Source organism: Flavobacterium potami, from assembly GCF_020026915.1.
Classification (GTDB): domain Bacteria; phylum Bacteroidota; class Bacteroidia; order Flavobacteriales; family Flavobacteriaceae; genus Flavobacterium; species Flavobacterium potami.
On the sequence record NZ_JAINUY010000006.1, the window covers coordinates 112,481 to 135,443 of the forward strand.

Annotated in this window: 20 protein-coding genes; all 20 read left to right on the top strand. The window is 30.0% G+C overall.

The features are described 5' to 3' along the window. Window positions 1-130 precede the first annotated feature (130 nt). The 20 genes from K6T82_RS17320 (at window position 131) to K6T82_RS17415 (ending at window position 22,957) form a co-directional block, all read left to right on the top strand. A complete protein-coding gene (locus K6T82_RS17320; RefSeq protein ID WP_223708222.1) occupies window positions 131-1,420 on the top strand; it encodes a nucleotide sugar dehydrogenase in 1,290 nt (429 codons plus the stop codon). Window positions 1,421-1,447: 27 nt separating this feature from the next. After that, window positions 1,448-2,455, top strand: coding sequence for a mannose-1-phosphate guanylyltransferase (locus tag K6T82_RS17325; protein ID WP_223708224.1), 1,008 nt, complete (start codon window positions 1,448-1,450; stop codon window positions 2,453-2,455). Between the two features lie 12 nt (window positions 2,456-2,467). Beyond that, window positions 2,468-3,514, top strand: a complete 1,047-nt coding sequence (gene rfbB, locus K6T82_RS17330) for a dTDP-glucose 4,6-dehydratase (protein ID WP_223708226.1) — start codon at window positions 2,468-2,470, stop codon at window positions 3,512-3,514. Between the two features lie 3 nt (window positions 3,515-3,517). Continuing rightward, window positions 3,518-5,944, top strand: coding sequence for an SLBB domain-containing protein (locus K6T82_RS17335; protein ID WP_223708229.1), 2,427 nt, complete (start codon window positions 3,518-3,520; stop codon window positions 5,942-5,944). 8 nt (window positions 5,945-5,952) lie between these two features. Then, a complete protein-coding gene (locus K6T82_RS17340) occupies window positions 5,953-7,023 on the top strand; it encodes a GumC domain-containing protein (protein ID WP_223708231.1) in 1,071 nt (356 codons plus the stop codon). 14 nt (window positions 7,024-7,037) lie between these two features. Further along, window positions 7,038-8,066 (top strand): ferredoxin--NADP reductase, encoded by a 1,029-nt coding sequence (locus K6T82_RS17345; protein ID WP_223708233.1) that lies wholly within the window; start codon window positions 7,038-7,040, stop codon window positions 8,064-8,066. A 26-nt stretch (window positions 8,067-8,092) separates the two neighbouring features. Beyond that, a complete protein-coding gene (gene rfbF, locus K6T82_RS17350; RefSeq protein WP_223708236.1) occupies window positions 8,093-8,869 on the top strand; it encodes a glucose-1-phosphate cytidylyltransferase in 777 nt (258 codons plus the stop codon). Then, a complete protein-coding gene (gene rfbG, locus K6T82_RS17355; RefSeq protein WP_223708238.1) occupies window positions 8,863-9,954 on the top strand; it encodes a CDP-glucose 4,6-dehydratase in 1,092 nt (363 codons plus the stop codon). The genes rfbF and rfbG overlap by 7 nt, the downstream gene beginning before the upstream one ends. After that, window positions 9,947-10,819 carry an NAD-dependent epimerase/dehydratase family protein gene (locus tag K6T82_RS17360; RefSeq protein WP_223708240.1) on the top strand — a complete coding sequence of 291 codons (873 nt, stop codon included), beginning with the start codon at window positions 9,947-9,949 and terminating at the stop codon, window positions 10,817-10,819. The genes rfbG and K6T82_RS17360 overlap by 8 nt, the downstream gene beginning before the upstream one ends. Before the next feature lie 34 nt (window positions 10,820-10,853). After that, a complete protein-coding gene (gene rfbH / locus K6T82_RS17365; protein ID WP_223708242.1) occupies window positions 10,854-12,158 on the top strand; it encodes a lipopolysaccharide biosynthesis protein RfbH in 1,305 nt (434 codons plus the stop codon). A gap of 4 nt (window positions 12,159-12,162) precedes the next feature. Further along, entirely contained in the window at window positions 12,163-13,182 is a 1,020-nt protein-coding gene (locus K6T82_RS17370; protein ID WP_223708245.1) for a GDP-mannose 4,6-dehydratase, read from the top strand. 13 nt (window positions 13,183-13,195) lie between these two features. Continuing rightward, on the top strand, window positions 13,196-14,563 hold the full coding sequence (locus K6T82_RS17375) for an MATE family efflux transporter (protein ID WP_223708247.1): 1,368 nt from the start codon (window positions 13,196-13,198) through the stop codon (window positions 14,561-14,563). Then, on the top strand, window positions 14,553-15,572 hold the full coding sequence (locus K6T82_RS17380) for a glycosyltransferase family 2 protein (RefSeq protein ID WP_223708249.1): 1,020 nt from the start codon (window positions 14,553-14,555) through the stop codon (window positions 15,570-15,572). The genes K6T82_RS17375 and K6T82_RS17380 overlap by 11 nt, the downstream gene beginning before the upstream one ends. Window positions 15,573-16,124: 552 nt before the next feature. After that, window positions 16,125-17,111 (top strand): hypothetical protein, encoded by a 987-nt coding sequence (locus K6T82_RS17385; protein ID WP_223708252.1) that lies wholly within the window; start codon window positions 16,125-16,127, stop codon window positions 17,109-17,111. Between the two features lie 3 nt (window positions 17,112-17,114). Beyond that, entirely contained in the window at window positions 17,115-17,834 is a 720-nt protein-coding gene (locus K6T82_RS17390) for a glycosyltransferase family 2 protein (protein WP_223708255.1), read from the top strand. Beyond that, window positions 17,827-19,149, top strand: a complete 1,323-nt coding sequence (locus K6T82_RS17395; RefSeq protein ID WP_223708257.1) for an O-antigen polymerase — start codon at window positions 17,827-17,829, stop codon at window positions 19,147-19,149. Before K6T82_RS17390 ends, K6T82_RS17395 begins: the two co-directional genes overlap by 8 nt. After that, the gene (locus K6T82_RS17400) at window positions 19,142-20,053 is read left to right on the top strand and encodes a glycosyltransferase family 2 protein (protein WP_223708260.1); all 912 of its coding nucleotides are present in this window, start codon (window positions 19,142-19,144) and stop codon (window positions 20,051-20,053) included. The genes K6T82_RS17395 and K6T82_RS17400 overlap by 8 nt, the downstream gene beginning before the upstream one ends. Beyond that, window positions 20,047-21,159, top strand: a complete 1,113-nt coding sequence (locus K6T82_RS17405; protein WP_223708262.1) for a glycosyltransferase family 4 protein — start codon at window positions 20,047-20,049, stop codon at window positions 21,157-21,159. The genes K6T82_RS17400 and K6T82_RS17405 overlap by 7 nt, the downstream gene beginning before the upstream one ends. Before the next feature lie 3 nt (window positions 21,160-21,162). After that, the gene (locus K6T82_RS17410) at window positions 21,163-22,098 is read left to right on the top strand and encodes an NAD-dependent epimerase/dehydratase family protein (RefSeq protein ID WP_223708271.1); all 936 of its coding nucleotides are present in this window, start codon (window positions 21,163-21,165) and stop codon (window positions 22,096-22,098) included. A 31-nt stretch (window positions 22,099-22,129) separates the two neighbouring features. Continuing rightward, window positions 22,130-22,957 (top strand): glycosyltransferase, encoded by an 828-nt coding sequence (locus K6T82_RS17415; protein WP_223708273.1) that lies wholly within the window; start codon window positions 22,130-22,132, stop codon window positions 22,955-22,957. Window positions 22,958-22,963 lie beyond the last annotated feature (6 nt).

A 22,963-nucleotide genomic window follows, 5' to 3' on the forward strand; every position in this document is an offset into this window, starting at 1 on the left:
AAACCGTATTGAATAACTAGAGTTATTGTGCTATATTTGCCGAAAATGATTAATTTAGGTAGCTGAGTCCAAATATTGGGACTCGGAATGGCGAAGCCGTGAAATTTTACTACCTAAATAAATTGAAAAAATGAAATTAAAAAATAATGTTAAAATCGCGGTTATTGGTTTGGGCTATGTCGGGTTGCCTTTAGCTCGATTATTTGCTACAAAATATTCAGTTGTCGGATTTGATATAAATGAATTGAGAGTCAGTTCATTAAAATCAGGAACAGATACAACATTAGAAGTTGAAGATAATGTTTTACAAGAGGTTTTAGTTGAAAAGGCTAATGAAGACAAAGGACTTTATTGTACTACATCATTAAGTGATATAGCAGATTGCAATTATTATATCGTTACTGTTCCTACGCCAGTTGATAAAAACAACCGACCAGATTTGACTCCACTATATAAATCTAGCGAAACTGTCGGAAAGGTATTGAAAAAGGGAGATATTGTTATTTATGAATCTACAGTATATCCTGGTGTTACAGAAGAACAGTGTGTTCCGGTTTTGGAACGTATTTCTGGTTTAAAATTTAATGAAGATTTCTTCGCTGGATATTCACCAGAAAGAATAAATCCTGGAGATAAAGAACATACAGTTGAAAAGATTTTAAAGGTTACTTCAGGTTCAACTCCTGAAATTGGTTTAGAAGTAGACGCTCTTTATAAATCTGTTATTACTGCTGGAACACATTTAGCACCAACTATAAAAGTTGCTGAGGCAGCAAAAGTTATTGAGAACTCACAACGTGATATCAATATTGCTTTTGTAAATGAATTAGCGAAAATATTCAATTTAATGAATATTGATACACAAGAAGTATTAGATGCAGCTTCAACAAAATGGAACTTTTTACCATTTAAACCAGGATTGGTTGGTGGACATTGTATTGGAGTAGATCCTTATTATTTAGCACAAAGAGCACAGGAATTTGGATATCATCCTGAAATTATATTGGCGGGAAGACGTTTAAATGACAGTATGGGAGAATATGTAGCTTCGCAAATTGTGAAGTTAATGATCAAAAAAGGAATTTCTGTGAATGGTGCAGAGCTTTTAATGCTTGGGATTACTTTTAAAGAGAATTGTCCAGATGTTAGAAATACTAAAATTGTTGATGTTGTAAAAGCTCTAAAGGACTACGGAATAGCGGTCACTATTTTTGACCCTCTTGCAAATATTGATGAAGTTAAGAGAGAATATAAACTTGAAACTGTAAATAATTTACCAACTGATAAATTTGATGCTTTAGTTTTAGGTGTAGCACACTCAGAATTTCTAGAAATCAATTTTTCAACTTTACAAAAGGATAAAAGTTTAATTTATGATGTAAAAGGAGTTTTAGGATCTTTAGCAGATAATAGGCTATAAGTTTTTGGTTTCTTTTTTAAAAAAAATATGAGTTTAGATAAATCTATAACACACGTAATACTTACAGGCGGCGTTGGAAGCCGTTTATGGCCACTTTCTCGCAAAAGTAGACCAAAACAATATCTTGAAATATTTGAAGGGAAATCATTATTTGAAATGACAGTAGATAGAAACAGTCATTTGGCAAATAAAGTAATGGTTGTTGGAAATGTTGATAATCATCAATTAAGTGGAAAAGTAATGGATAAAACCAATACTTCTTACCTAAATATTATTGAGGCAACCCCTAGAAATACTGCTGCAGCAATTGCTTTTGCTGCATTTGCATCTGAACCAGATGATATTTTGATTATTACACCTTCGGATCACATAATCGATCAAATGGATAACTATAATCATGCTATATCTGAAGCTGTTTCAAAAGCAAAAGATGGTTTTATAGTTACTTTTGGAGTCATTCCTACAAAGCCTGAGACAGGTTATGGTTACATAGAAGCAGAAGGAGATAATGTCATTTCATTTCGTGAAAAACCAAACGAGACTACAGCAAAAGAATTTATTGCAAAAGGTAATTTCTTATGGAACAGTGGAATGTTTTGTTTTAAAGCAAGTGTTCTTTTAGATGAGTTGAAGAAATTTCAACTGGATGTTTATGAGAAATCTAAAAGAGTATGGGAAGCAAATAAAGAAGGATTTTTGGATCTGAATTTATCGATGGAAATTCCTTCTATTAGTATTGATTATGCCGTCATGGAGCGAAGTAAAAAAATTAAAGTTGTTCCAGCTTCTTTTTCTTGGTCAGATTTAGGCTCATTTGAATCTGTATATGATTATTTAAATTCCAAAGGACATCCAACAGATGCTAATGGTAATATGGTTATAGGATGTGATAAGTATACCACTTTCTTGGGATTAAAAAATACAATTTTTGTTTATACTGAAACAGCTAATTTAATTTTACAAAAAGAGAGTTCACAAGATGTGAAAGATATATATATCGAATTAGAAAGAAGAAATTCGGATTTGTTAAATTAATTGAAATTTTAAATGAAAAAAATACTTATAACTGGCGGTGCAGGTTTTATTGGTTCTCATGTAGTTAGACGTTTTGTGAACAAATATTCACAATATCAAATTTTTAATTTGGATGCTTTGACTTATGCAGGAAATTTAGAAAATATAAAGGACATTGAAAACAATGCGAATTACACTTTTGTAAAAGGGGATATTGTTGATGAAAATTTTATAAATGAGCTTTTTGCTCTTCATAACTTTGATGGAGTTTTACATTTAGCTGCGGAATCACATGTTGATAGATCAATTGAAGATCCATTAGCTTTTGTAAAAACAAATGTGATCGGTACAATGAATTTATTAAACGCCGCTAAGAATCAATGGAAAGGAAATTTTGAAGGGAAAAGATTTTATCATATAAGTACTGATGAAGTTTATGGATCTCTAGGAGCTGAAGGACTTTTTACTGAAACTACTCCTTATGATCCAAATTCACCATATTCAGCTTCTAAGGCAAGTTCAGACCATTTTGTTAGAGCATATGGAGAAACTTATGGGTTGCCTTATGTTTTAACTAATTGCTCAAATAATTACGGATCATACCATTTCCCTGAAAAATTGATTCCACTTTTTATTAATAATATTATAAATAATAAGCCATTGCCAGTTTATGGTGATGGAAATTATACAAGAGATTGGCTTTTTGTTGAAGATCATGCAATAGCAATTGATTTAGTTTTTCACGAAGGAAAAAATCATGAGACTTACAATATCGGTGGGTTTAATGAATGGAAAAATATTGACTTAGTTAAATTGTTATGTGGAATAATGGATGAAAAATTAGGAAGAGAAAAAAACACTTCTGAGAAATTAATCACTTATGTAAAAGATAGACCTGGTCACGATTTGCGTTATGCGATTGATGCTTCCAAAATTAATAAAGAATTAGGTTGGAAACCTACAGTAACCTTTGAAGAAGGATTAGAAAAAACAATTAATTGGTATTTGAATAACAAAGAATGGTTAGAAAATGTCACTTCTGGAGCATATAAAGAATACTATCAAAAACAATATTCATAATTCATGAAAAAAATAACATACTTTATTTTCTTACTTTGTACGCTTACAATGTCTTTGAGTGTTCAGGCGCAGGATATAATGAAGTCTAAAGACTTAAGTACAGTTAATGTTGATTATTTATCTGATGACGATTTAGCAAAAATTAGTGCACAACTGAAAAGCAATAATGCAACTATTGATCAAGTTGAACAAATGGCATTATCGAAAGGAATGAGTCAGGCTAATTTTAACAAACTGAAAGCTAAGCTGAATGAATATCAAAAGAAAAATTTAGTAGTAAAAAAAGATGTTGAAAAATCTTCAGAAACCAACTCAGATTCTGGAAGAAAACAAGAAAATATTAAAAATATCAAAGTAAAAGATTCTGCGAATGCGATTATTTTTGGATCTGAGCTTTTTGATAATCCAACTCTAAATTTCGAACCGGATTTAAAGATGGCAACTCCTATGAATTATATTTTAGGGCCTGGAGATGAAGTGCAAGTTACAGTATACGGTATACAGGAGTATAATGGCAATCTACCAGTTAGTGTTGAAGGAAAAATTTCAATTGAATATGTTGGCCAAATTGCTGTTTCTGGAATGACGATAGAAGCGGCAACACAAAAAATAAAAGCAGCAATAGCTAGAGTTTATAGTACGGTTAGGTCTGGACAGTCGCAAGTAAGTGTAAGTCTAGGTAAAATTAGAACAATAAAGATTACGGTGGTTGGAGGAAAACAGCCAGGTAATTATTCAATTTCTTCTTTAGCCACAGTTTATAATGCTTTACATTTGGCAGGAGGACCAGGGAAAAATGGCAGTTACAGAAATATCGAATTAATACGAAATAATAAGGTTTTCAGAAATATTGACATTTACCGATTTTTAGTAAAAGGTGATCAATCTGATAATGTTAGTCTAAAAGAAAATGATGTAATCCGAATTCCTGCGTATACACAAAGAGTAACAGTAGAAGGAGAGGTAAAACGTGCAGGTATTTTTGAAATGAAAAAAGGGGAGAAATTCTCTGATTTATTAAGCTTTGCTTCAGGTTTCAATGAATTTGCTTACACTGCTTCTGTAAACGTAGTGCAAAAAACAGGAAAAGAATTTAAAGTGCATGACATAAATGAAAGTGAATATAATTCTTATCAGCCACAGTCTGGTGATGTTTTTAAAGTAACAAGAATTTTAAATCGTTTTGAAAACCGAATTAAGATTGAGGGTGCTGTTTTTAGACCAGATTACTATTCTTTCACAGAAGGAATGAGAATCTCAGATCTTATTACGAGAGCAGAAGGTCTAAAAGAAGATGCTTACAGTAAAAGAGCAAGAATAATTCGTTTAAAAACAGATTTGACTACTGAAATTGTTAATGTAGATTTGGGGGCAGCTTTATCAGGTGATTTAAATGCTGATGTAGAATTGAAAAGAGAAGATGTTGTTACTGTTTATTCTATTCTAGATTTTAGAGAAGAGTATAAAGTTACAATAGATGGAGAAGTAAAAAATCCTGGGGAATATGAATATTTTGAAAATTTAACATTAAACGATTTAGTGGTTCAAGTAGGAGGTCTTACTGGTTCTGCTTCTAAAAGGGTTGAAATTGCAAGGATGATTAAATCGGATGCAATAGATGATGCTGATCCAAAACGTATAGAATTAGTTGAACTAGAAATCACAGCTGATAATAATGAACAAATTAAAAATTTTGTATTAAAACCTTTTGATGTTATTAATATTCGCCGAATGGCGGTATATGAAAAACCTGAAATGGTAATTGTGAGTGGAGCAGTTGGTTATCCTGGAAAATATGTTTTAGCAAATAAGAAAGAAACTGTTTATAATGTAGTGATGAGAGCAGGCGGTTTAACCTCAATTGCTAATTTGGATGGTATGAAAATTAAAAGACCAATTAAAGCAGAACAAATCGAGACGTTAGAAAGAATTGATTTAAATATCAGTAAAAATGATAGCTTAAAAGGCAAATTGGCAAAGAAATTAAAAGAAGATTTAAAATTTGCAACAATTCCTGTAAACTGGGAAAAAATTGTAAAAGATAAGAATCATTATTCAAATGTTACATTGTTCCCTGGAGATGAAATTGAAGTTGCTACATACAATGAAGGTGTGAAAGTCACTGGAAATGTTCTTTTAACATCTGAAATTCCATATAGAAGAGGTAAAGGTTTTAAGTATTATATAAACTCAGTAGGTGGAGTCGATAGTAAAGGTTGGAAGAGAAAATCCTATATAATTTATCCAAATGGAAAAGCTGACGTAACCACTTCCTTTTTATTTTTTAGATCTTACCCCAAAGTAGAACCTGATTCACAAATTGTAGTTCCAGAAAAACCTGAAAGAAAGAAAATGAGTGCAGGCGAATGGGTTGGTATCGGAAGTGTGATTTCTAGCTTAGCTTTATTAATTGTTACAGCTTTTAAATAATTTTTTTGATGGATAATAAACAAATTGACAATGACGAAATTTCGTTAAAAGATTTAATACAAAAAGGTAATGAGTGGTATTCATATTTGCTTTCTAAATGGAAATTTGTTTTTTTAGCTGGGATAATTGGTGCAGGCTTTGGATTAATGTACTCAATTAGTAAAAAACCTGTTTATAAAGCCACTCTGTCTTTTGCTTTAGAAGATGAAAAAAGTGGAGGTGGTTTAGGTAATGCTTTAGGACTAGCGAGTACACTAGGTTTTGATTTGGGAGGAAATGGAGGAAGTATTTTTTCGGGATCAAACTTGACAGAATTATTTAAGTCTAGATCAATGGTTGAAAAAACATTATTATCTCCAGTAAAAGTAAATGGAAAAATAATTTCGTTAGCAGAAATGTATATCCAAAATAGTAACTGGAGAGAAAAATGGAATGATTCGCAAAAACTTACCACTATAGAATTTTTGCCTAATTCTAATCGCAAATTTTTTAGTCGTGAGCAAGACAGCATTTTGGGTAAAATGTATGAAGACTTGTCAAAAAAATGGTTGACTGTTGAACAGAGAGATAAAAAAGTATCTATAATTAATATTGATGTTTCTTCAACTAGTGAATTATTTGCTAAATACTTTTGTGAAGCTTTGGCAAAAGAAGTTTCAGATTTTTATATAGCAACTAAAAGTAAAAAAGCAAGAATGAATATGTCTATTCTTCAGCATCAAACAGATTCAATTAGAGGAGAATTGAATGGAGCAATTATTGGAGTAGCAGTTGCAAATGATAATACTTTTAATTTAAATCCTGCTCTTAATGTTCGTCGTACTCCATCAGCAAGAAGACAAGTAGATGTACAGGCTAATACAGCTATATTGACAGAATTAGTCAAGCAGAGTGAATTAGCAAAAGTGACTTTGCGGAAAGAAACTCCTTTAATTCAGATAATAGATAAACCAATTTTACCTTTGTATAAAGAACGTTTTGGTAAGATAAAAGGTGTTTTGTTAGGAGGAAGTTTAGCTGTCTTTTTAACGATATTATCTTTGATTTTAAAAAGAATTTTAAACGGATTATTGGAATAATTTCAAACATTAAAATGAAAAATTATACTTTAAAAGTTGAAGAGATTCGAAAAGAAACAAACGATACAATAACATTATGTTTTAAACAGCCTGGTTTAAAAAAAATAAAATATTTTGCAGGACAATATTTAACTCTTCAATTCAGAATAAATGGAAGAAGGTTTGTCAGACCCTATTCTTTTTCTTCTGCACCATTAATTGACTCTACTCTAAATGTTACAGTAAAACGAGTGACCAATGGAATAGTATCTAATTATATAAATGATAATATAAAAGTCGGCGATGTAATTGAAGTTCAAGAACCACTTGGTGATTTTGTTTATGAAGAAAATACATCAATAAATACAGTTGTTTTTTGGGGAGTTGGAAGTGGAATTACACCTCTTTTTTCGATGATAAAAGATTTGTTGAAAGTTTATCCTGCACTAATTATTTATTTAGTTTATGGTAATAAATCTAAAACATCAGTAATTTTTTATGATGAATTAGAGAAACTTAAATCTATTTATCCAGAACGCTTTAAGATCTATTACTTTTATTCAAAAGAAGAATTTTTTGATGATGAATCGCACAATTTTAAAGGACGAATCAATTCTAACTTTGTTGCTGATTTGATAAAAAAAATTGAGGAACCTACTAGGCATTATCTGTGTGGTCCAATAGGATTAAAAAACACAATTAAAGAGTCATTATTAAATCTATCAGGAAATCTGGATAATTTATTTTCTGAAGATTTCGAAATTGTTAAAAACCCTGAAGATTTTAAGGAGATATTTGATCAGGAAATTATATTAAATTTTCAAGATCGTGAGAATAAAATTGCAATAAGCAAAGGAAATTCTATATTAGAAGCAGCATTGGAAATTGGCTTAGAATTACCATATTCTTGTCAAACTGGAAATTGTAGTACTTGTAAAGCAATCCTTAAATCAGGACAAATGAAAATGATAGGATTAAGCAAGCCCAGAGCTGATTTGAATGAAAATGAATACTTATTATGTTGCAGTTATCCTTTAACTAATGATGTATCTGTAGAGATATAATAATCATAAATAAAAAATATAAAATAATGAAAGTAGTAATTTTTGCGGGTGGTTTCGGAACTCGCCTTATGGAAGAGACTGAAGCCAGGCCTAAACCAATGGTTGAAATTGGAGGGAAACCTATTTTATGGCATATATTGAAAATGTTTGAACAACACGGTCACAATGAGTTTATAATTTGTTTAGGTTATAAAGCTACTTATATAAAAGAATATTTTTATAATTATTATTTGCACAATTCTGATGTAACAATAGAACTGGCAAACAATAACATCAATGTTCATTATTCAGAAACAGAGTCTTTCAAAGTTACATTGATAGATACAGGTTTACATACAAATACGGCAGGAAGATTAAAACGTATTCAAAAATATGTTAAAGATGAGACTTTTATGCTTACTTATGGAGACGGAGTAGCGGATGTAGATTTATCCGAATTAATTCAATTTCATAAATCCCATGGTAGATTGGCGACCTTAACAAGTGTTCAGGTTCCTGGCCGTTTTGGGAATTTAGAAATTGGGAGTAATGGTGAAGTTGATAGTTTTATTGAAAAACCTGCTGGTGATGGAATGTGGATAAACGGCGGTTTTTTTGTTCTGGAACCTGGTATTTTTAAATATCTTGAAAATGATGTCGAAAATATTCAATGGGAAAAAGAGCCTTTAGGGTCTATCGCAAAAGATCAACAATTAGCTGCATATAAACACAATGGATTTTGGAAATGTATGGATGCTTTGAGAGATCGAGTAGAACTTGAAGCAATGTGGAGTTCAGGAAATGCAAAATGGAAGACATGGTAGATTCATCATTTCAACAATTAAAAAACATATATAGAGGAAAAAAAGTTTTCCTAACGGGTCATACCGGCTTTAAAGGTGCTTGGATGTTAAAGACCTTATCTTTATTAGGAGCTGAAGTAAAAGGTTACGCTTTAGAACCTCAAACTGTCAATGATTTGTTTTGTCTGATTGAGGGCGAAAAGATATGTGACTCTGTTATTGCTGATATAAGGGATAAAAAACGCTTGGAAAAAGAGATTATAGAGTTTCAGCCGGACTTTGTTTTTCACTTAGCTGCGCAACCTTTAGTTCGCTTGTCGTATGATATTCCAGCAGAAACTTTTGAAGTAAATGTAGTAGGTACAGCAAATGTTTTAGATGCTGTTCGGTTATTAGAAAAAAAATGTGATGTAGTATTAATTACAACTGATAAAGTCTATCATAATAATGAATGGTTGTATCCTTATCGTGAAAATGACAGATTAGGAGGATATGATCCCTACAGTGCAAGTAAAGCTTGTACTGAGTTGGTAATAGATTCTTATAGAAATTCATTTTTTAATAACAAAACATATAGTTTGCACCAAAAAGCAATTGCTGTTGCTAGAGCTGGAAATGTTATTGGCGGAGGTGATTGGTCAAAAGATCGTTTAATTCCTGATATTGCCAAAGCATTTGCTTTAAGTAAACCTGTTATCATAAGAAATCCGCAATCGGTGAGGCCTTGGCAACACGTACTAGAGCCTGTTATAGGATATTTAACTTTAGGTGTTCATTTATCTCAATTTCCTTTACTATATAACCAAGCCTATAATTTTGGGCCTCATCTTTCAGATGCTTTACCTGTAAATGAAATGTTGCAATTAGCGATCGACAGTTGGGGAAAAGGAGAATATATTGTGGAGCAACTACCAGGACAACCACATGAAGCGGGATTACTGAAATTAGATATAAGTAAAGCTATAAACGAATTGCAATGGAAACCTAAAAGGAATGCCTCACAAGCGGTGAGTATGACTATGAATTGGTATGCTGAGTTCGCTGCAGATAAAAATAAAATAGATGATTTTACTACAGACCAAATAAAAGATTTTTTGAATGAGTAATCACATTCTTATAACTGGTGGTACGGGCTATTTGGGGAGTCATATTATAAAAGAGTTACTTTCTAAGAACTATGAAGTTTCTGTTTTAATAAGGGAAAAGTCATCAACAAAAAGATTAGATTCTTGTGCTGGTAAGTTAAAATTTATTGATATTACCAATTTAGAAGCTTTTTTTGTGAATCGGAAAGTTGATGGGATTATTCATATTGCTACAAACTATGGTAGAAAAGGAGAAAGTGTTTTAGATGTAGTTAATTCTAATTTATATTTTCCCATACGATTGTTAGAATTTGCAATACAAAATAAAGTCGATTATTTTATTAATACAGATACCTCATTGCCTAAAAACATAAATCCTTATTCTTTATCAAAGGCTCATTTTAGAGATTGGTTATCTATTATACCAAGTGAAATGAAAATAATCAATGTTATACCTGAATATTTTTATGGACCCAATGATGACGAAACTAAATTTATTACAGGAATGCTTCATAAATTTTTTAGAAATGAAGAATCTATTGATCTAAGTGAAGGGATTCAAAAAAGAGATTTTATTTATATTGATGATGTAGTTTCAGCTTATATGTGTTTGATTGAAAATTTAAATAAAATTAAACATAATACAAATATACAGTTAGGATCAGCATTAACTATAAGCTTAAAAAATTTAGTACTATTATTGAAAGAAATGTCTTGTAATAGAAAAACTGTACTTAATTTCGGAAAAATTCCAATGCGTAAAGATGATGTTTTGGAATCTAAAGCTGATGTTTCCTATTTACTTCAATTAGGATGGAAACCAAAAATTAGCTTAGAAGATGGGATTAGAAAAATTATTGAATTAGAAAATTTAGAAAACAAATAATTTTGTTTTTAATTGAAAAATAAACTTAAATACTATGTTAAAAAATATTCAAGAGACAACACTTCTAGATAGTCTTAAGGTTATTGCAAAAGCAAAAACTACTCAGATTATAGAACCAGGTAAAAATTATATTCCTGTTACAGGAAAAGTATTGGATGAGGAAGATATTTTAATGGGAGTTGATGCAGCTCTTGATGGTTGGCTAACAGCTGGACGTTTTGCCAATAAATTTGAAGCAGATTTTGCGGCATATTTTGGAGCTCACAGATCACTTTTGGTAAATTCGGGATCTTCTGCGAATCTAGTAGCTTTTTATGCTCTAACATCTCCAAAATTAGGAGAAAGAGCAATTACACCTGGTGATGAGGTTATTACTGTAGCCGCAGGGTTTCCAACAACGATTAATCCGATCATCCAATTTGGCGCAATTCCAGTTTTTATCGATGTAGATATTGCCACACACAATGTAAAGGCAGATTTAATTGAAGCTGCAGTGAGTCCGAAAACTAAAGCGATTATGATCGCACACTCATTAGGTAATCCATTTGATTTGGATGAAGTTATGAGAGTTGCTAAAAAGTATAATCTTTGGGTAGTAGAAGATGATTGTGATTCATTAGGTGCTACTTACAATGGAAAAAAGACTGGTACTTTTGGCGATATTTCTACTTTTTCGTTTTACCCAGCACACCATATTACAATGGGAGAAGGTGGAGCAGTATTGATAAATAATCCAATTTTATCAAAATTGGCTGAAAGTTTCCGGGATTGGGGACGTGATTGTTATTGTGAGCCAGGAAAAGATGATACATGCGGATGTCGTTTTGGACAGCAACTAGGAACATTGCCTTATGGTTACGATCATAAATATACTTATTCTCATATTGGTTTCAATTTAAAAGTTACCGATATGCAGGCAGCATTTGGGGTATCACAAATTAAAAAAATAGATCAATTTGTACAACGTCGTAAAGAAAATTATGCGGCTTTGTATGAGCGTATGAAAGAATTTGAGGAAGTATTCATCTTGCCAGAGCCAACACCAAATTCAGAACCATCATGGTTCGGATTTTTATTAACCTTGAGAGAAGGAGATGCAAACGACCGTCACATGTTAGTACAACATTTAGAAAAAAATAAAATTGGTACTCGTTTGTTGTTTGGTGGTAACTTGCTGCGTCAACCTGCTTATGCAAATATAAAACATAGAGTAGTGGGGGATTTAAAAAATACTGATATAATCATGAACCAGTCTTTTTGGTTAGGAGTTTGGCCAGGATTGGACGAAACTCATTATGACTATATTGCTAAAGTAATTAGAGATTACTTAAATTCATAAAAATATGAGATATTTAATAACGGGTGGATGTGGGTTTTTAGGATCCAATTTGGCTGCTGAAGTTTTACAAAGAGGTGACGAACTTTTTGTTTTTGATAATTTGTATCGCACCGGTACAGAGCAAAATTTGAAATGGTTACAATCCATAGGGAAATTTAAATTTTACCATTCAGATATACGTTCATATAATGACGTTGAATATGCCATTAAAGATTGTAAACCTGATATTATTTTCCATTTGGCAGGACAAGTCGCTATGACAACTTCTTTGGATAATCCTAGATTTGATTTTGAGGTAAATGTATTGGGCGGTAATAATGTTTTGGAAGTTGTTCGAAAATTTAGCCCTGATACAATAGTAACCTATTCTTCTACCAATAAAGTTTATGGTGATTTGGAATGGGTAGAATATGAAGAAACAGAAACAAGATTCAAAGCAAAAGGTTTTGAAAATGGTTTTGATGAAAATGTATTACTTGATTTTCAATCTCCTTATGGATGTTCAAAAGGGGCTACCGACCAATATATGCTTGATTACGCGAAAATGTTTGATTTGAAAACTGTTGTTTTTAGACATTCCTCAATTTTTGGCGGGAGGCAATATGCTACAGCTGATCAAGGTTGGATAGGTTGGTTTGTAAAACAGGCTATTGATATAAAAAGTGGTGAATTAAAAGAACCATTTACTATATCAGGTTCTGGTAAGCAAGTAAGAGACGTCCTTTTTGGTGATGATCTTATAAAATGTTATTTCTCGGCTATCAATTCAATTGAGAAAACAAAAGGTAAAGCATTTAACATTGGTGGAGGGATGGGAAATAGTCTTTCATTATTGGAACTTTTTGCTATTTTAGAAAAAGAATTGAATATTGAAATGAAGCATAATAAATTACCTTGGCGAAAAAGTGATCAGAAGGTATATGTTGCAGACATTAAAAAGGCTAAAGATACTTTTAATTGGACACCAACTATTGATAGTCATGAAGGAGTTAGGAAAATGGTCGAATGGGTAAAGTCGATTTAAAGCAATAAATAAATTGAAAAATAAACTTTATTTATTAAAAAATAAACTAGGAATTGATGGAGCAATTGCTTTTACCTCTCTATCTCGAATCATTCAGGCGGCTGGAGGAGTAGTATCCATTGTTCTTGTCGCAAGTTTATTAGATGGTGTAGAACAGGGGTTTTATTATACTTTCGCAAGTATTCTTGCCATTCAGGTTTTTTTTGAACTTGGACTTAATGGTATTATAATACAATATGTTGCTCATGAAGTTTCACACTTGAATTTGGTAGGGAATAATTATGAGGGTAATATAGTAAATTTGTCTCGTGTTGCCTCACTACTCCATTTTACAGTTAAGTGGTTTTCAGCATTAGCAATATTTGTTTTTTTTTTGCTTTTGGGAGTTGGGTTTGTTTTTTTCAATTATTTTTATAAGTCAGAAGTAGTTGTAGATTGGCATTTGCCGTGGGTTTTTCTTTCAGTTGGCACAACATTAAATTTTTTGATTTCTCCCATTATTGCTTTTATTGAAGGACTTGGGAAAGTAAAGGAAATTGCTAAAATTAGACTGATTCAGCAGTTTGTTAGTTTGCTTTTATTATGGACAGGATTAGCAATTGGTCTAAAGCTATATGTTGGTGGAATTTCATCCATTATTGGTGTTTTTGTTCTGGTATTTTTTATTTTTAAAAAGTATAGTATTGTTTTGAGAAATATTTATAATCAAAAAATCACTGAAAAAGTAAGTTATAAAACAGAGATATTTCCATTGCAATGGAAAATTGCTTTAAGTTGGATTGGTGGTTATTTTATTTTTCAACTTTTTAACCCTGTTTTATTTGCAACTGATGGGCCGATTGTGGCGGGACAAATGGGTATGACTTTATCATTGTTAAATGCTGTTTTGGCATTAAGTTTTGCTTGGGTTTCAACAAAAATACCTATTTTTTCAGGGTACATTGCCCAACGGGATTTTTTGAAATTAGATAAATTATTCAATAAAACATTTAAACAATCCTCTATGGTTAACTTTGTTGCGATGACGGGCATGTTTTTAGTTATATTTTTTATAAGATATTTTGATGTAACTTTAGCGAATAAGAAATTAGGAAGTAAATTTTTAGCCTATTTGCCATTATTATTTATGATGATTTCATTTTATATGAATCATATTATTGGGGCGTGGGCTGTTTATCTTCGCTGTCATAAAAAAGAACCTATGTTGGTTCATTCGTTAGCTTACGGAGCGTTAAGCTGTGCTTCAACTGTAATTTTGGGTAACTATTTCGGTGTAATTGGAATTACTTCGGGGTATTGTTTTATTTCATCCACTTTTGCAATTTGGGCTTATTTTATATTTAACACGAAAAAAAAACAATGGCATCTTGATGAAAAATAATTTATTATCAATATTTATTCCGACATATAATAGAGGACATTTAATAGGCGAAACATTAGACTCATTTATTGAACAAGTATCTAAATATAGAATCCAAATTGTAATTTCTGATAATTGTTCAACAGATGATACCTTTCAAGTTGTAGAAAGATATAAGAGTAAGTATTCATATATTAAATATTCTAAAAATATAACTAACCTTGGTTTTGATGGTAATGTTATCAAAATGGGTGATTTGGTGGATACAAAATATTGTTGGCTATTTGGTGACGATGATATTATAAACGAAGGTGCTATTGATACCATTATGAATTTAATCGAAAAAAAAATCGATTTAATTGTGGTTAATGCCTCGTTAAAATCTATAGATTTGTCAAAGCAAATTACATATCGTAATCTTGCAATTGATGAAGATAAATCGTATAGTGGAAAAGAAAAAGAAAAGGCTTTTCTGGATTTAGTAATGTATACATCTTTTATTGGAGGACTCATTGTGAAGTGTGAATTATGGAAAAAAGTAGATTACACTAAATATTTAAAGACCGGATTTGTTCATGTAGGAATTGCTTTTGAATACTTGAATATTGAAAGCTTAGTTTATTATGTGTCAACGCCATTGGTTAATATTAGATTGGGGAATTCAGGTTGGTCTAAAAATGCATTTGAAATATGGAATGTTTTATGGGTAAAAGCAATAAATAATATTCCAAATTATCCAGATTCAGTTAAGCAAATGGTTTTTTCCGATTTCAGAAAAGTATCTTTAAAACGATATGTGATCGAAAGAGCAAGAGGAACATTTAGAGAGGATGTTTATAAGCGATTTTTTAAAAACGATACTTCAATTTCGATAAAAAAGAAGTTTTTTCTTCAATTGATTTTATTACTACCAATTTCTTTTGTAAGATTTTTCTGGAAAGAATATTTGAAATTTAAAAAGCCACCATCGTTCGAATATCAGCTTTATGAACTACGTAATGTTACGGCAAAAGAGACAAATTATTTATAATAAGAATGGTGAAAAAGGGAAGAATAATAGAATTTTATTTGCTATATTTTACCTAATAGCTGAAAATAGAAAATGTTGATGAAAAGAATTCACTTATTGTATAAATATTAAGCTAAGAAAGCATTATTTAAATGAGATAATTGACCTCAATTTATCATAATTATTACGATTTACCAGAAAACAAAGCACTTATAAGCAAGCAAAAATTTACCGAATAAAATGGAGTTGATGATTTTGACTTTATCATTATTTGTCTAATGAGTATGAGTTGTTACATCGACCAATAGAAAACTTAGTAGTGATATAGAGATAGAAATTTATGCCTTATCATTGGCAAATTAGCCTTAGACATGTGCACGAGATGGAGAAAATAAGGAAGTTTAATGGCTCAAGGGGATGGTGAAAAGTCGGATTAGAAATTACAATAGATTATTTACTTATTTTTTAGAAATTCTTTATAAAATAAAATAGATGGAATGTCGATTTTTAATCTTGCTATTCAGCACTATAGTCCTAAATAGTTGAAATTTTAATTTAAAATAATATTACCAGATGAAAATAGCATTTACAATATGCTCAAATAATTATTTGTCTCAGGCCAAAACACTTTTAGATTCAATGCAGTTATTGGCAAGTGATTATGTATTTTATATATTTTTGGTTGATGAATATTCAAGCGAAATTGATTATGATTTTTTTAAACCTGCCAATATCGTATTAGCTAAAGATTTGCCTATTGATTTTAATTCTTTAAAAGAAAAATACAATATAATAGAGTTAAATACCTGTATTAAAGCAAGTTGCTTTAAGTATGTTTTCGAGCATAACTCAGATGCTGTTCATGCCCATTATTTTGATCCAGATATTGAGATATTTAATTCGTTAAATTATTTAGATGAAAATTTTAATGAATATGATTTTCTTATCACTCCTCATATTTCAAAAATTCTACCATGGGGATCTAAGGAACCTAATGAAAATCTTTTTCTTAATCATGGTCTTTATAACTTGGGTTATATTGGTTTGAAAGGAAATTCAGTTAAGGTAAATGAAATGTTAAATTGGTGGGAGAACAGAACTTTAAACTATGGATTTTACAGATTAGAACGTGGTTTGTTTGTGGATCAGTTATGGATAAATTATGTGCCTATTTACTATCCAAAAGAAACAAAAATTTTATTCCATTTTGGATGCAATATGGGACCATGGAATTTGCATGAAAGAGAATTAAATTACGTAAATAATCAATATATTGTAAATGAGGATTATCCTTTGGTTTTCTTCCACTTTAGTTCTTATAAATATTCAAATCCAAATGTAATTTCTAATAATTATAGATACGATTTTAAAACTAATCCAGAACTTATATCCATATACAATTCTTATAATGAAAAAATACAAAAAAATAAAATAGAGGTTTTATCTAAAGTATCTTGTGCATATTTTAATAATAAACCAAGTATAAATTTTTTAAAGAGAATTGTCCAATATATGGAAGTTGCTTTATTTAAATTAAAATATTACTTAAATCCAATGTAGCTTTTGAATACAGAATCACCCAAAATCTCTATTATAACAGTGGTTTTTAATGGAGCAAAGACAATTGAAGAAACGATCAAAAGTGTTATTGCACAAAATTGTAAGGAATGTGAATATATAATAATTGATGGCGGGTCTACGGATGGTACATTGGATATTATAAGAAAGTATGAGCAACATATTTCTTTTTGGATAAGTGAGCCAGATAAAGGTATTTATAATGCAATGAATAAAGGTGTTATCCATGCTAATGGTGAATTTATCTATTTTATAGGTGCTGATGATGTTTTTTATGATGATAAGGTATTGGAAAAAATTTTACCTATTTTGATTGGTAATTATGTCTTCTATGGAAATGTTATTTTTAAAAGTAGAAATATCTTTTATGACGGAAAATTTTCATCATATAAACTGGCGACAAGAAATATTTCTCATCAAAGTATCTTTTATCCCAAGCATGTTTTAGTAAAAAATAAATTTAAAGAGATATATAATATTTTTGCAGATTATGAACTTAATATAAGGCTTTATTATAATTATCAATTTAAATATGTTCCCTTATTAATTGCATTGTTTGATGACAGCGGGGTTTCAGGGTCTAATACTGTAGATGTAAATTTTGAAAAAAATAGGTTGAGAATCATCAAAAAATATTTTAGTAGTGATGTTTTTATCTATAGAAAATTGAGAAGTTATATAGCTAAAAAAATTCGCCATGAATAATTATGTTTTCTATGAAGTAATTTTAAACAACATAAATTTATTCATAATTCTACTTCTTTTTTCAAGCGTCCTTCATGGTGTAATTTTTAAAAATTTGCTATATGGTTGGTTAGATCCATTCTTATTGCCCATTATTGCAAATATTTTCTGTTTCGTAGTTGTATATATTCTTTATTTAACCAGTAATACTTCATTTTATACTTTTTTAAGTTACAATTTAACCCAAATTTCATTTTTCTGCGGATTATTTATGTTTAAAAAAAGGATAAAGTTTAATTTTTCTAGGCCAGTGGATTCTATTTCATATTCATTAAATAGGTCAGCATACAATATTTTTGCATTCTATTTCTTTTCTATTATTTATTTGGGTTGTCAAATCACAATATACGTTTTTAAAGGAATTCCTCTTTTAATGGAATCGAGATTGTCAACTTTTGCAGATGGTGGTGGCACTGGTATTTTAGGGAGAATAACTGATGTTAGTTCAATTTTTGCCTTGTATGCTTTTTTTTGTGTTATAAAAATTGATAAATTTAGATTAAGTGAAATTCCTAAATTTTTAATACTACTTCTAATTTTTATAACTTATTTCTTAAGTGGAGGGAAAAGTAATTTTTTGGCCATATTTTATGTTTTCTGGTGTTTTGTATTCTTTTCTGCTATAAAAAAGGTTGATTATTCAGCGTATAAAAGATTTATAACAACTCATCTAAAAAAGGGGATAGTGTTTGCCTTTTTTTTTGTTTTGGCGATTATTTCTGTGCAGTCAAGAGATATTGAAGACCAATTAAATCCAGTGCTTTTATTAGTTTTAAGATTTGTTCATAGCGGGGATATTTATTGGTATGCATACCCTGATAATGTTTATCTGCAGATAGATTCATCGAATGGATTTAAAGCATTATTTAATGATGGCTTGGGTCTATTAAGAGTTTATCCATGGGAAGAACTGCCCACTGCCATCGGAATCGTTTTCAAGGATATTCATCACCCTAGTGATGTCCCATCAGGACCAAATGCTAGACACAATGTTTTTGGCCTAATATATTATGGATTTTATGGTAGCATATTATTTTCGTTCGTATTAGGACTAGTTATTTCATTTATACGCAATCTGTTGCCATTTTTACTTAGAAATAACTTACTCAACGGATTTATTTTTACATATCTTTTTTTAAAAATGACCGCTTTAGATTCCGATCCTATGCTAACGCTGACTTACGTAAATAACTTACTTTTCATTTTCCCTATTTTGTTCCTAACATTTCTTTTATTGTTCGAAGCATCAAAATTTAAATTTCAAAATAATGCTTAAATCCCTAACTATTATTGTCCCATATTATAACGGGGAAAAGTTCTACGCCAACTTATTAAAATCGATCAAGGTGGCTATTTTAAAATTGGATAATAGCAATGAGTTAAAGTTTGAAATTATAACGATTATTGATTCAATCAACACGTCTTTAAACGAAATAAAAGAGGTGAATAATTTTATTTTTGGCGAAGTAGATAACATAGATATTCTAATTCATAAAAATGATCAAAATATTGGTGTTGCGGCTTCTAGAAATATTGCTTTAGATCTTTCTGCAGGAGAATATATTCATATAATTGATCAAGATGATGAGGTGAATTCTTCTTTTTATTTAGATGCGTTCAAGTTATTGATTAATTCTGATTTTGTGTTAACAAATGGGTTTGTTATGTATGATGGGAGTACATATATAAGTCACAAGCTTTACTATTTTTCACCAAATCTTTCCACTCAAGGAATATTGGAAGATGATTTTATTAGATCTCCTGGGCAAGTAGTTTTTTCTAAGTCTCTTTTAAATGGTATACGATTTCCTGAAACCAAAAATTATAAAGGAGCTGATGACCGATTTTTTTGGATTAAAATATTCGTTTATAATATGAATATTATACGCCCAACGTATGTTGCACAACCAAACTATCTTGCTCACATACATAATAGTAACTATAGTAATGATTTAATAAATATGAAAAAAAGTGAACTTGAAAATTGGGAATTATTTAATCTTGATACTATCCCGTTAGATTTTAGGAGAATTGTCAATGACGATATTTTAAGAATTAAATTAACTTTGGGAGAAAATATGGCATTGATAGATAAGTTAAGAGCTGTAAGATGTAAAATAAGCTATTTTTTAAAGCCAAACAAATTATTAAGATTTATACTTAAAAGATTAAAATGTTAAAAATACTTTACGTTGTATCTACTTTAAAAAGAACAGGACCTACTAATGTTTTATATAATTTAGTAGCAGAGCTTGATAGAAAAGAGTTTGAGCCAATAATATTAACTCTCTCTGAGGAAGATCCTAATTTTCCAAGTTCATGGAGAGCGTTTGAAGATTTAAATGTTAAGATATTTTCATTTAATTTTTCTAGAATTAAAGGTTTTGTTAGTGGTAGAAAGGAAATAAGAAAATTTATAGAACAGCATAATATTAATGTTGTTCATTTATATGGTTTTAGGGGTGATTTTATGTTAAACCGAGAAATCACTAAAAATGTAAAAATTATTAGTACTATAAATAGTAATATTTATGACGACTATACAATGCTTTATGGTAAATATACAGGCAGAATTATGGCTTATTTACACATTAAATCTCTAAAAGGAAAAATAGGAGTTGCTTGCTCAAATTTTGTTTCAGAAGAATTAAAAAAAAGATATAATGTTGATTTGAAAGTCATCTATAATGGAATTCCTTATAAAGAATATACTGCAGCTTCAAAAGAAGAACAAATAAGTATTAGAAAAAAACTAGACTTACCGCTAGATCAAAAAATATTCATTTTTGTAGGATATTTAATTTACAGAAAAGATCCTATTACTGTCATAAATGCTTTTTTAAATTCTAGAGCTTGTAAAAATTCAACTTTACTAATAATAGGAGATGGTCCCTTAAGGGAGGAATGTAAAGAGAAATGTGATTTGAAAAAGGGAAATGTTAAATTTTTAGGTAATCAACCCTCAACTATTGAATATCTAAAGGCTTCTGATTTTTACATTTCATCAGCATATTCTGAAGGTTTGCCAACTTCTGTGATGGAGGCTATGAGTTGTGGTCTGCCAGTAGTTTTATCAAATATCAAACCTCATGAAGAATTAGTATCAGGTTTAAATTGGAATTATTTGTTTCCAGTAAATGATTATAAGAAGTTGTCTATAATTATAGATGATATTATTGAAAAAGATTATGGTACATTGAGTAACAAATGTCAATCTGTAATACTGAATGAAATTAATTCTAATGTTATGGCAACTAAGTATCAATTACTTTATAAATATGATTAGGGGATGAAAAAAAAATGCTTAGTTCTTGGTGGTGGTGGGTTCATTGGGTCAAATTTAGTAGGTTCTTTACTGTGCTCAGGTTATGATGTTAGGGTTTTTGATATGATCGGTTTCTCAAAAAAAAATATTCAAGAGTATTTAAATAAAATTGAAATTATAGAGGGAAGCTTTGATGATTTCTCAAAAATTAAGGAAGCTTTATCTGACATAGATTATGTCTATCATTTAATAAGTACAACAGTTCCGTCGAGTTCTCAATTGAATCCTTGTTTCGATATTGAAAGCAATCTTCTTCCTACTTTAAATTTACTAGAATCTATAAAAACGAGCTCAGTAAAAAAAGTAATTTTTTTATCTTCTGGAGGAACCGTTTATGGCATTCCAGATGAAACTCCAATAAAAGAAAGTCATCCAACGAATCCTATAAATTCGTATGGTATCACTAAGAAAACAATTGAAGATTATTTTAGACTATATAATAGGCTCTGGAATATTGATGTTTGTATTTTTAGATTATCAAATCCTTATGGTGAAAAACAAAATCCAAAGGGAATTCAAGGAGTAATTCCTGTTTTTTTGCATAATGCAATTAAGCATGAACCTATTGAAGTTTGGGGGGATGGTAGTGTAATAAGGGATTATATTCATATTAATGATGTAACCAAAGTTATGGTTGCTGCTTTGTCAATAGAAACGCCTGAAATTATTTATAATTTAGGTTCAGGGATTGGAACTTCAATTAATGATATTTTACGCTTTATAAAAGAAAATTTAGAGCCTAATTTAGTAGTTAATTATTCTGAGGGCAGAATTTTTGATGTACCAATAAATGTTTTGGATATTAAAAATCTTAAAAACAGATTTAGCATAAATAATTGTATTACTATTAATGATGGTATTAGAAAATTACACCAATACATTAAGAGTAATAATAGTTAGAAATAATTGATTAAAAAAATAAATTAAAAGGATGACGGAATTTTCAGTATTAATGTCTATTTATTTTAAAGAAAATCCAATATATTTTAGGCAGTGTTTGGAGTCAATTTTTAAACAGACATTTCTTCCTAATGAGATAGTTTTGATAAAAGACGGACCTTTACCAATAGAGCTTGATGCTGTAATAACCGAGTATACAAATAATTATCCCAAAATATTTAAAATAATATCTTTGTCTGAGAATAAAGGACTTGGCAATGCATTGGCTATTGGTGTTGTTCAATGTTCAAACCAAATTATAGCTCGAATGGATACCGATGATATTTGTGCAATTAATCGTTTTGAAAAGCAAATAAAGTTTTTAGATAGTAATCCTAATATTGATTTAGTAGGTTCTAATGTTGAAGAATTTAATAATGTTCCTGGAGATTTAAAACGTTATCGTAAAATGCCAGAACAAGGAGAAGCACTAAGGAAATATTCAAGATTTAGAAATCCAGTTAATCATCCTTCAGTTATGTTCCGTAAAGATAAAGTCTTAGAAGCGGGTAACTATAATGGAGATATATTGTTATTTGAAGATTTTTCTTTGTTTATAAGAATGTTACAGAATGGATGTGAATTTTTTAACATTCAAGAGTGTTTACTTTATTTTAGAACCGGCATAGGAATAGAAGTTATAAAAAGAAGAAGTGGACTATTCTATATAAAGAATGAATGGAAATTTGCAAAGTTAGCATTGAAAATAGGTAATTTAAATATATTTGAATGGTTGTTTTACATCGCAACTAAATTGCCACTTCGTCTATTGCCTCCCAGAGTAATTCTTTATATATATAATCAATTTTTAAGACATTAATCTTTA

What these genes read in the sequence shown, in the direction of transcription:
- K6T82_RS17320 (WP_223708222.1), top strand. Translation starts at nt 131, where the DNA reads ATGAAATTAAAAAATAATGTTAAAATCGCGGTTATTGGTTTGGGCTAT.
- K6T82_RS17325 (WP_223708224.1), top strand. Translation starts at nt 1,448, where the DNA reads ATGAGTTTAGATAAATCTATAACACACGTAATACTTACAGGCGGCGTT.
- rfbB (WP_223708226.1), top strand. Translation starts at nt 2,468, where the DNA reads ATGAAAAAAATACTTATAACTGGCGGTGCAGGTTTTATTGGTTCTCAT.
- K6T82_RS17335 (WP_223708229.1), top strand. Translation starts at nt 3,518, where the DNA reads ATGAAAAAAATAACATACTTTATTTTCTTACTTTGTACGCTTACAATG.
- K6T82_RS17340 (WP_223708231.1), top strand. Translation starts at nt 5,953, where the DNA reads ATGGATAATAAACAAATTGACAATGACGAAATTTCGTTAAAAGATTTA.
- K6T82_RS17345 (WP_223708233.1), top strand. Translation starts at nt 7,038, where the DNA reads ATGAAAAATTATACTTTAAAAGTTGAAGAGATTCGAAAAGAAACAAAC.
- rfbF (WP_223708236.1), top strand. Translation starts at nt 8,093, where the DNA reads ATGAAAGTAGTAATTTTTGCGGGTGGTTTCGGAACTCGCCTTATGGAA.
- rfbG (WP_223708238.1), top strand. Translation starts at nt 8,863, where the DNA reads ATGGTAGATTCATCATTTCAACAATTAAAAAACATATATAGAGGAAAA.
- K6T82_RS17360 (WP_223708240.1), top strand. Translation starts at nt 9,947, where the DNA reads ATGAGTAATCACATTCTTATAACTGGTGGTACGGGCTATTTGGGGAGT.
- rfbH (WP_223708242.1), top strand. Translation starts at nt 10,854, where the DNA reads ATGTTAAAAAATATTCAAGAGACAACACTTCTAGATAGTCTTAAGGTT.
- K6T82_RS17370 (WP_223708245.1), top strand. Translation starts at nt 12,163, where the DNA reads ATGAGATATTTAATAACGGGTGGATGTGGGTTTTTAGGATCCAATTTG.
- K6T82_RS17380 (WP_223708249.1), top strand. Translation starts at nt 14,553, where the DNA reads ATGAAAAATAATTTATTATCAATATTTATTCCGACATATAATAGAGGA.
- K6T82_RS17385 (WP_223708252.1), top strand. Translation starts at nt 16,125, where the DNA reads ATGAAAATAGCATTTACAATATGCTCAAATAATTATTTGTCTCAGGCC.
- K6T82_RS17395 (WP_223708257.1), top strand. Translation starts at nt 17,827, where the DNA reads ATGAATAATTATGTTTTCTATGAAGTAATTTTAAACAACATAAATTTA.
- K6T82_RS17400 (WP_223708260.1), top strand. Translation starts at nt 19,142, where the DNA reads ATGCTTAAATCCCTAACTATTATTGTCCCATATTATAACGGGGAAAAG.
- K6T82_RS17405 (WP_223708262.1), top strand. Translation starts at nt 20,047, where the DNA reads ATGTTAAAAATACTTTACGTTGTATCTACTTTAAAAAGAACAGGACCT.
- K6T82_RS17410 (WP_223708271.1), top strand. Translation starts at nt 21,163, where the DNA reads ATGAAAAAAAAATGCTTAGTTCTTGGTGGTGGTGGGTTCATTGGGTCA.
- K6T82_RS17415 (WP_223708273.1), top strand. Translation starts at nt 22,130, where the DNA reads ATGACGGAATTTTCAGTATTAATGTCTATTTATTTTAAAGAAAATCCA.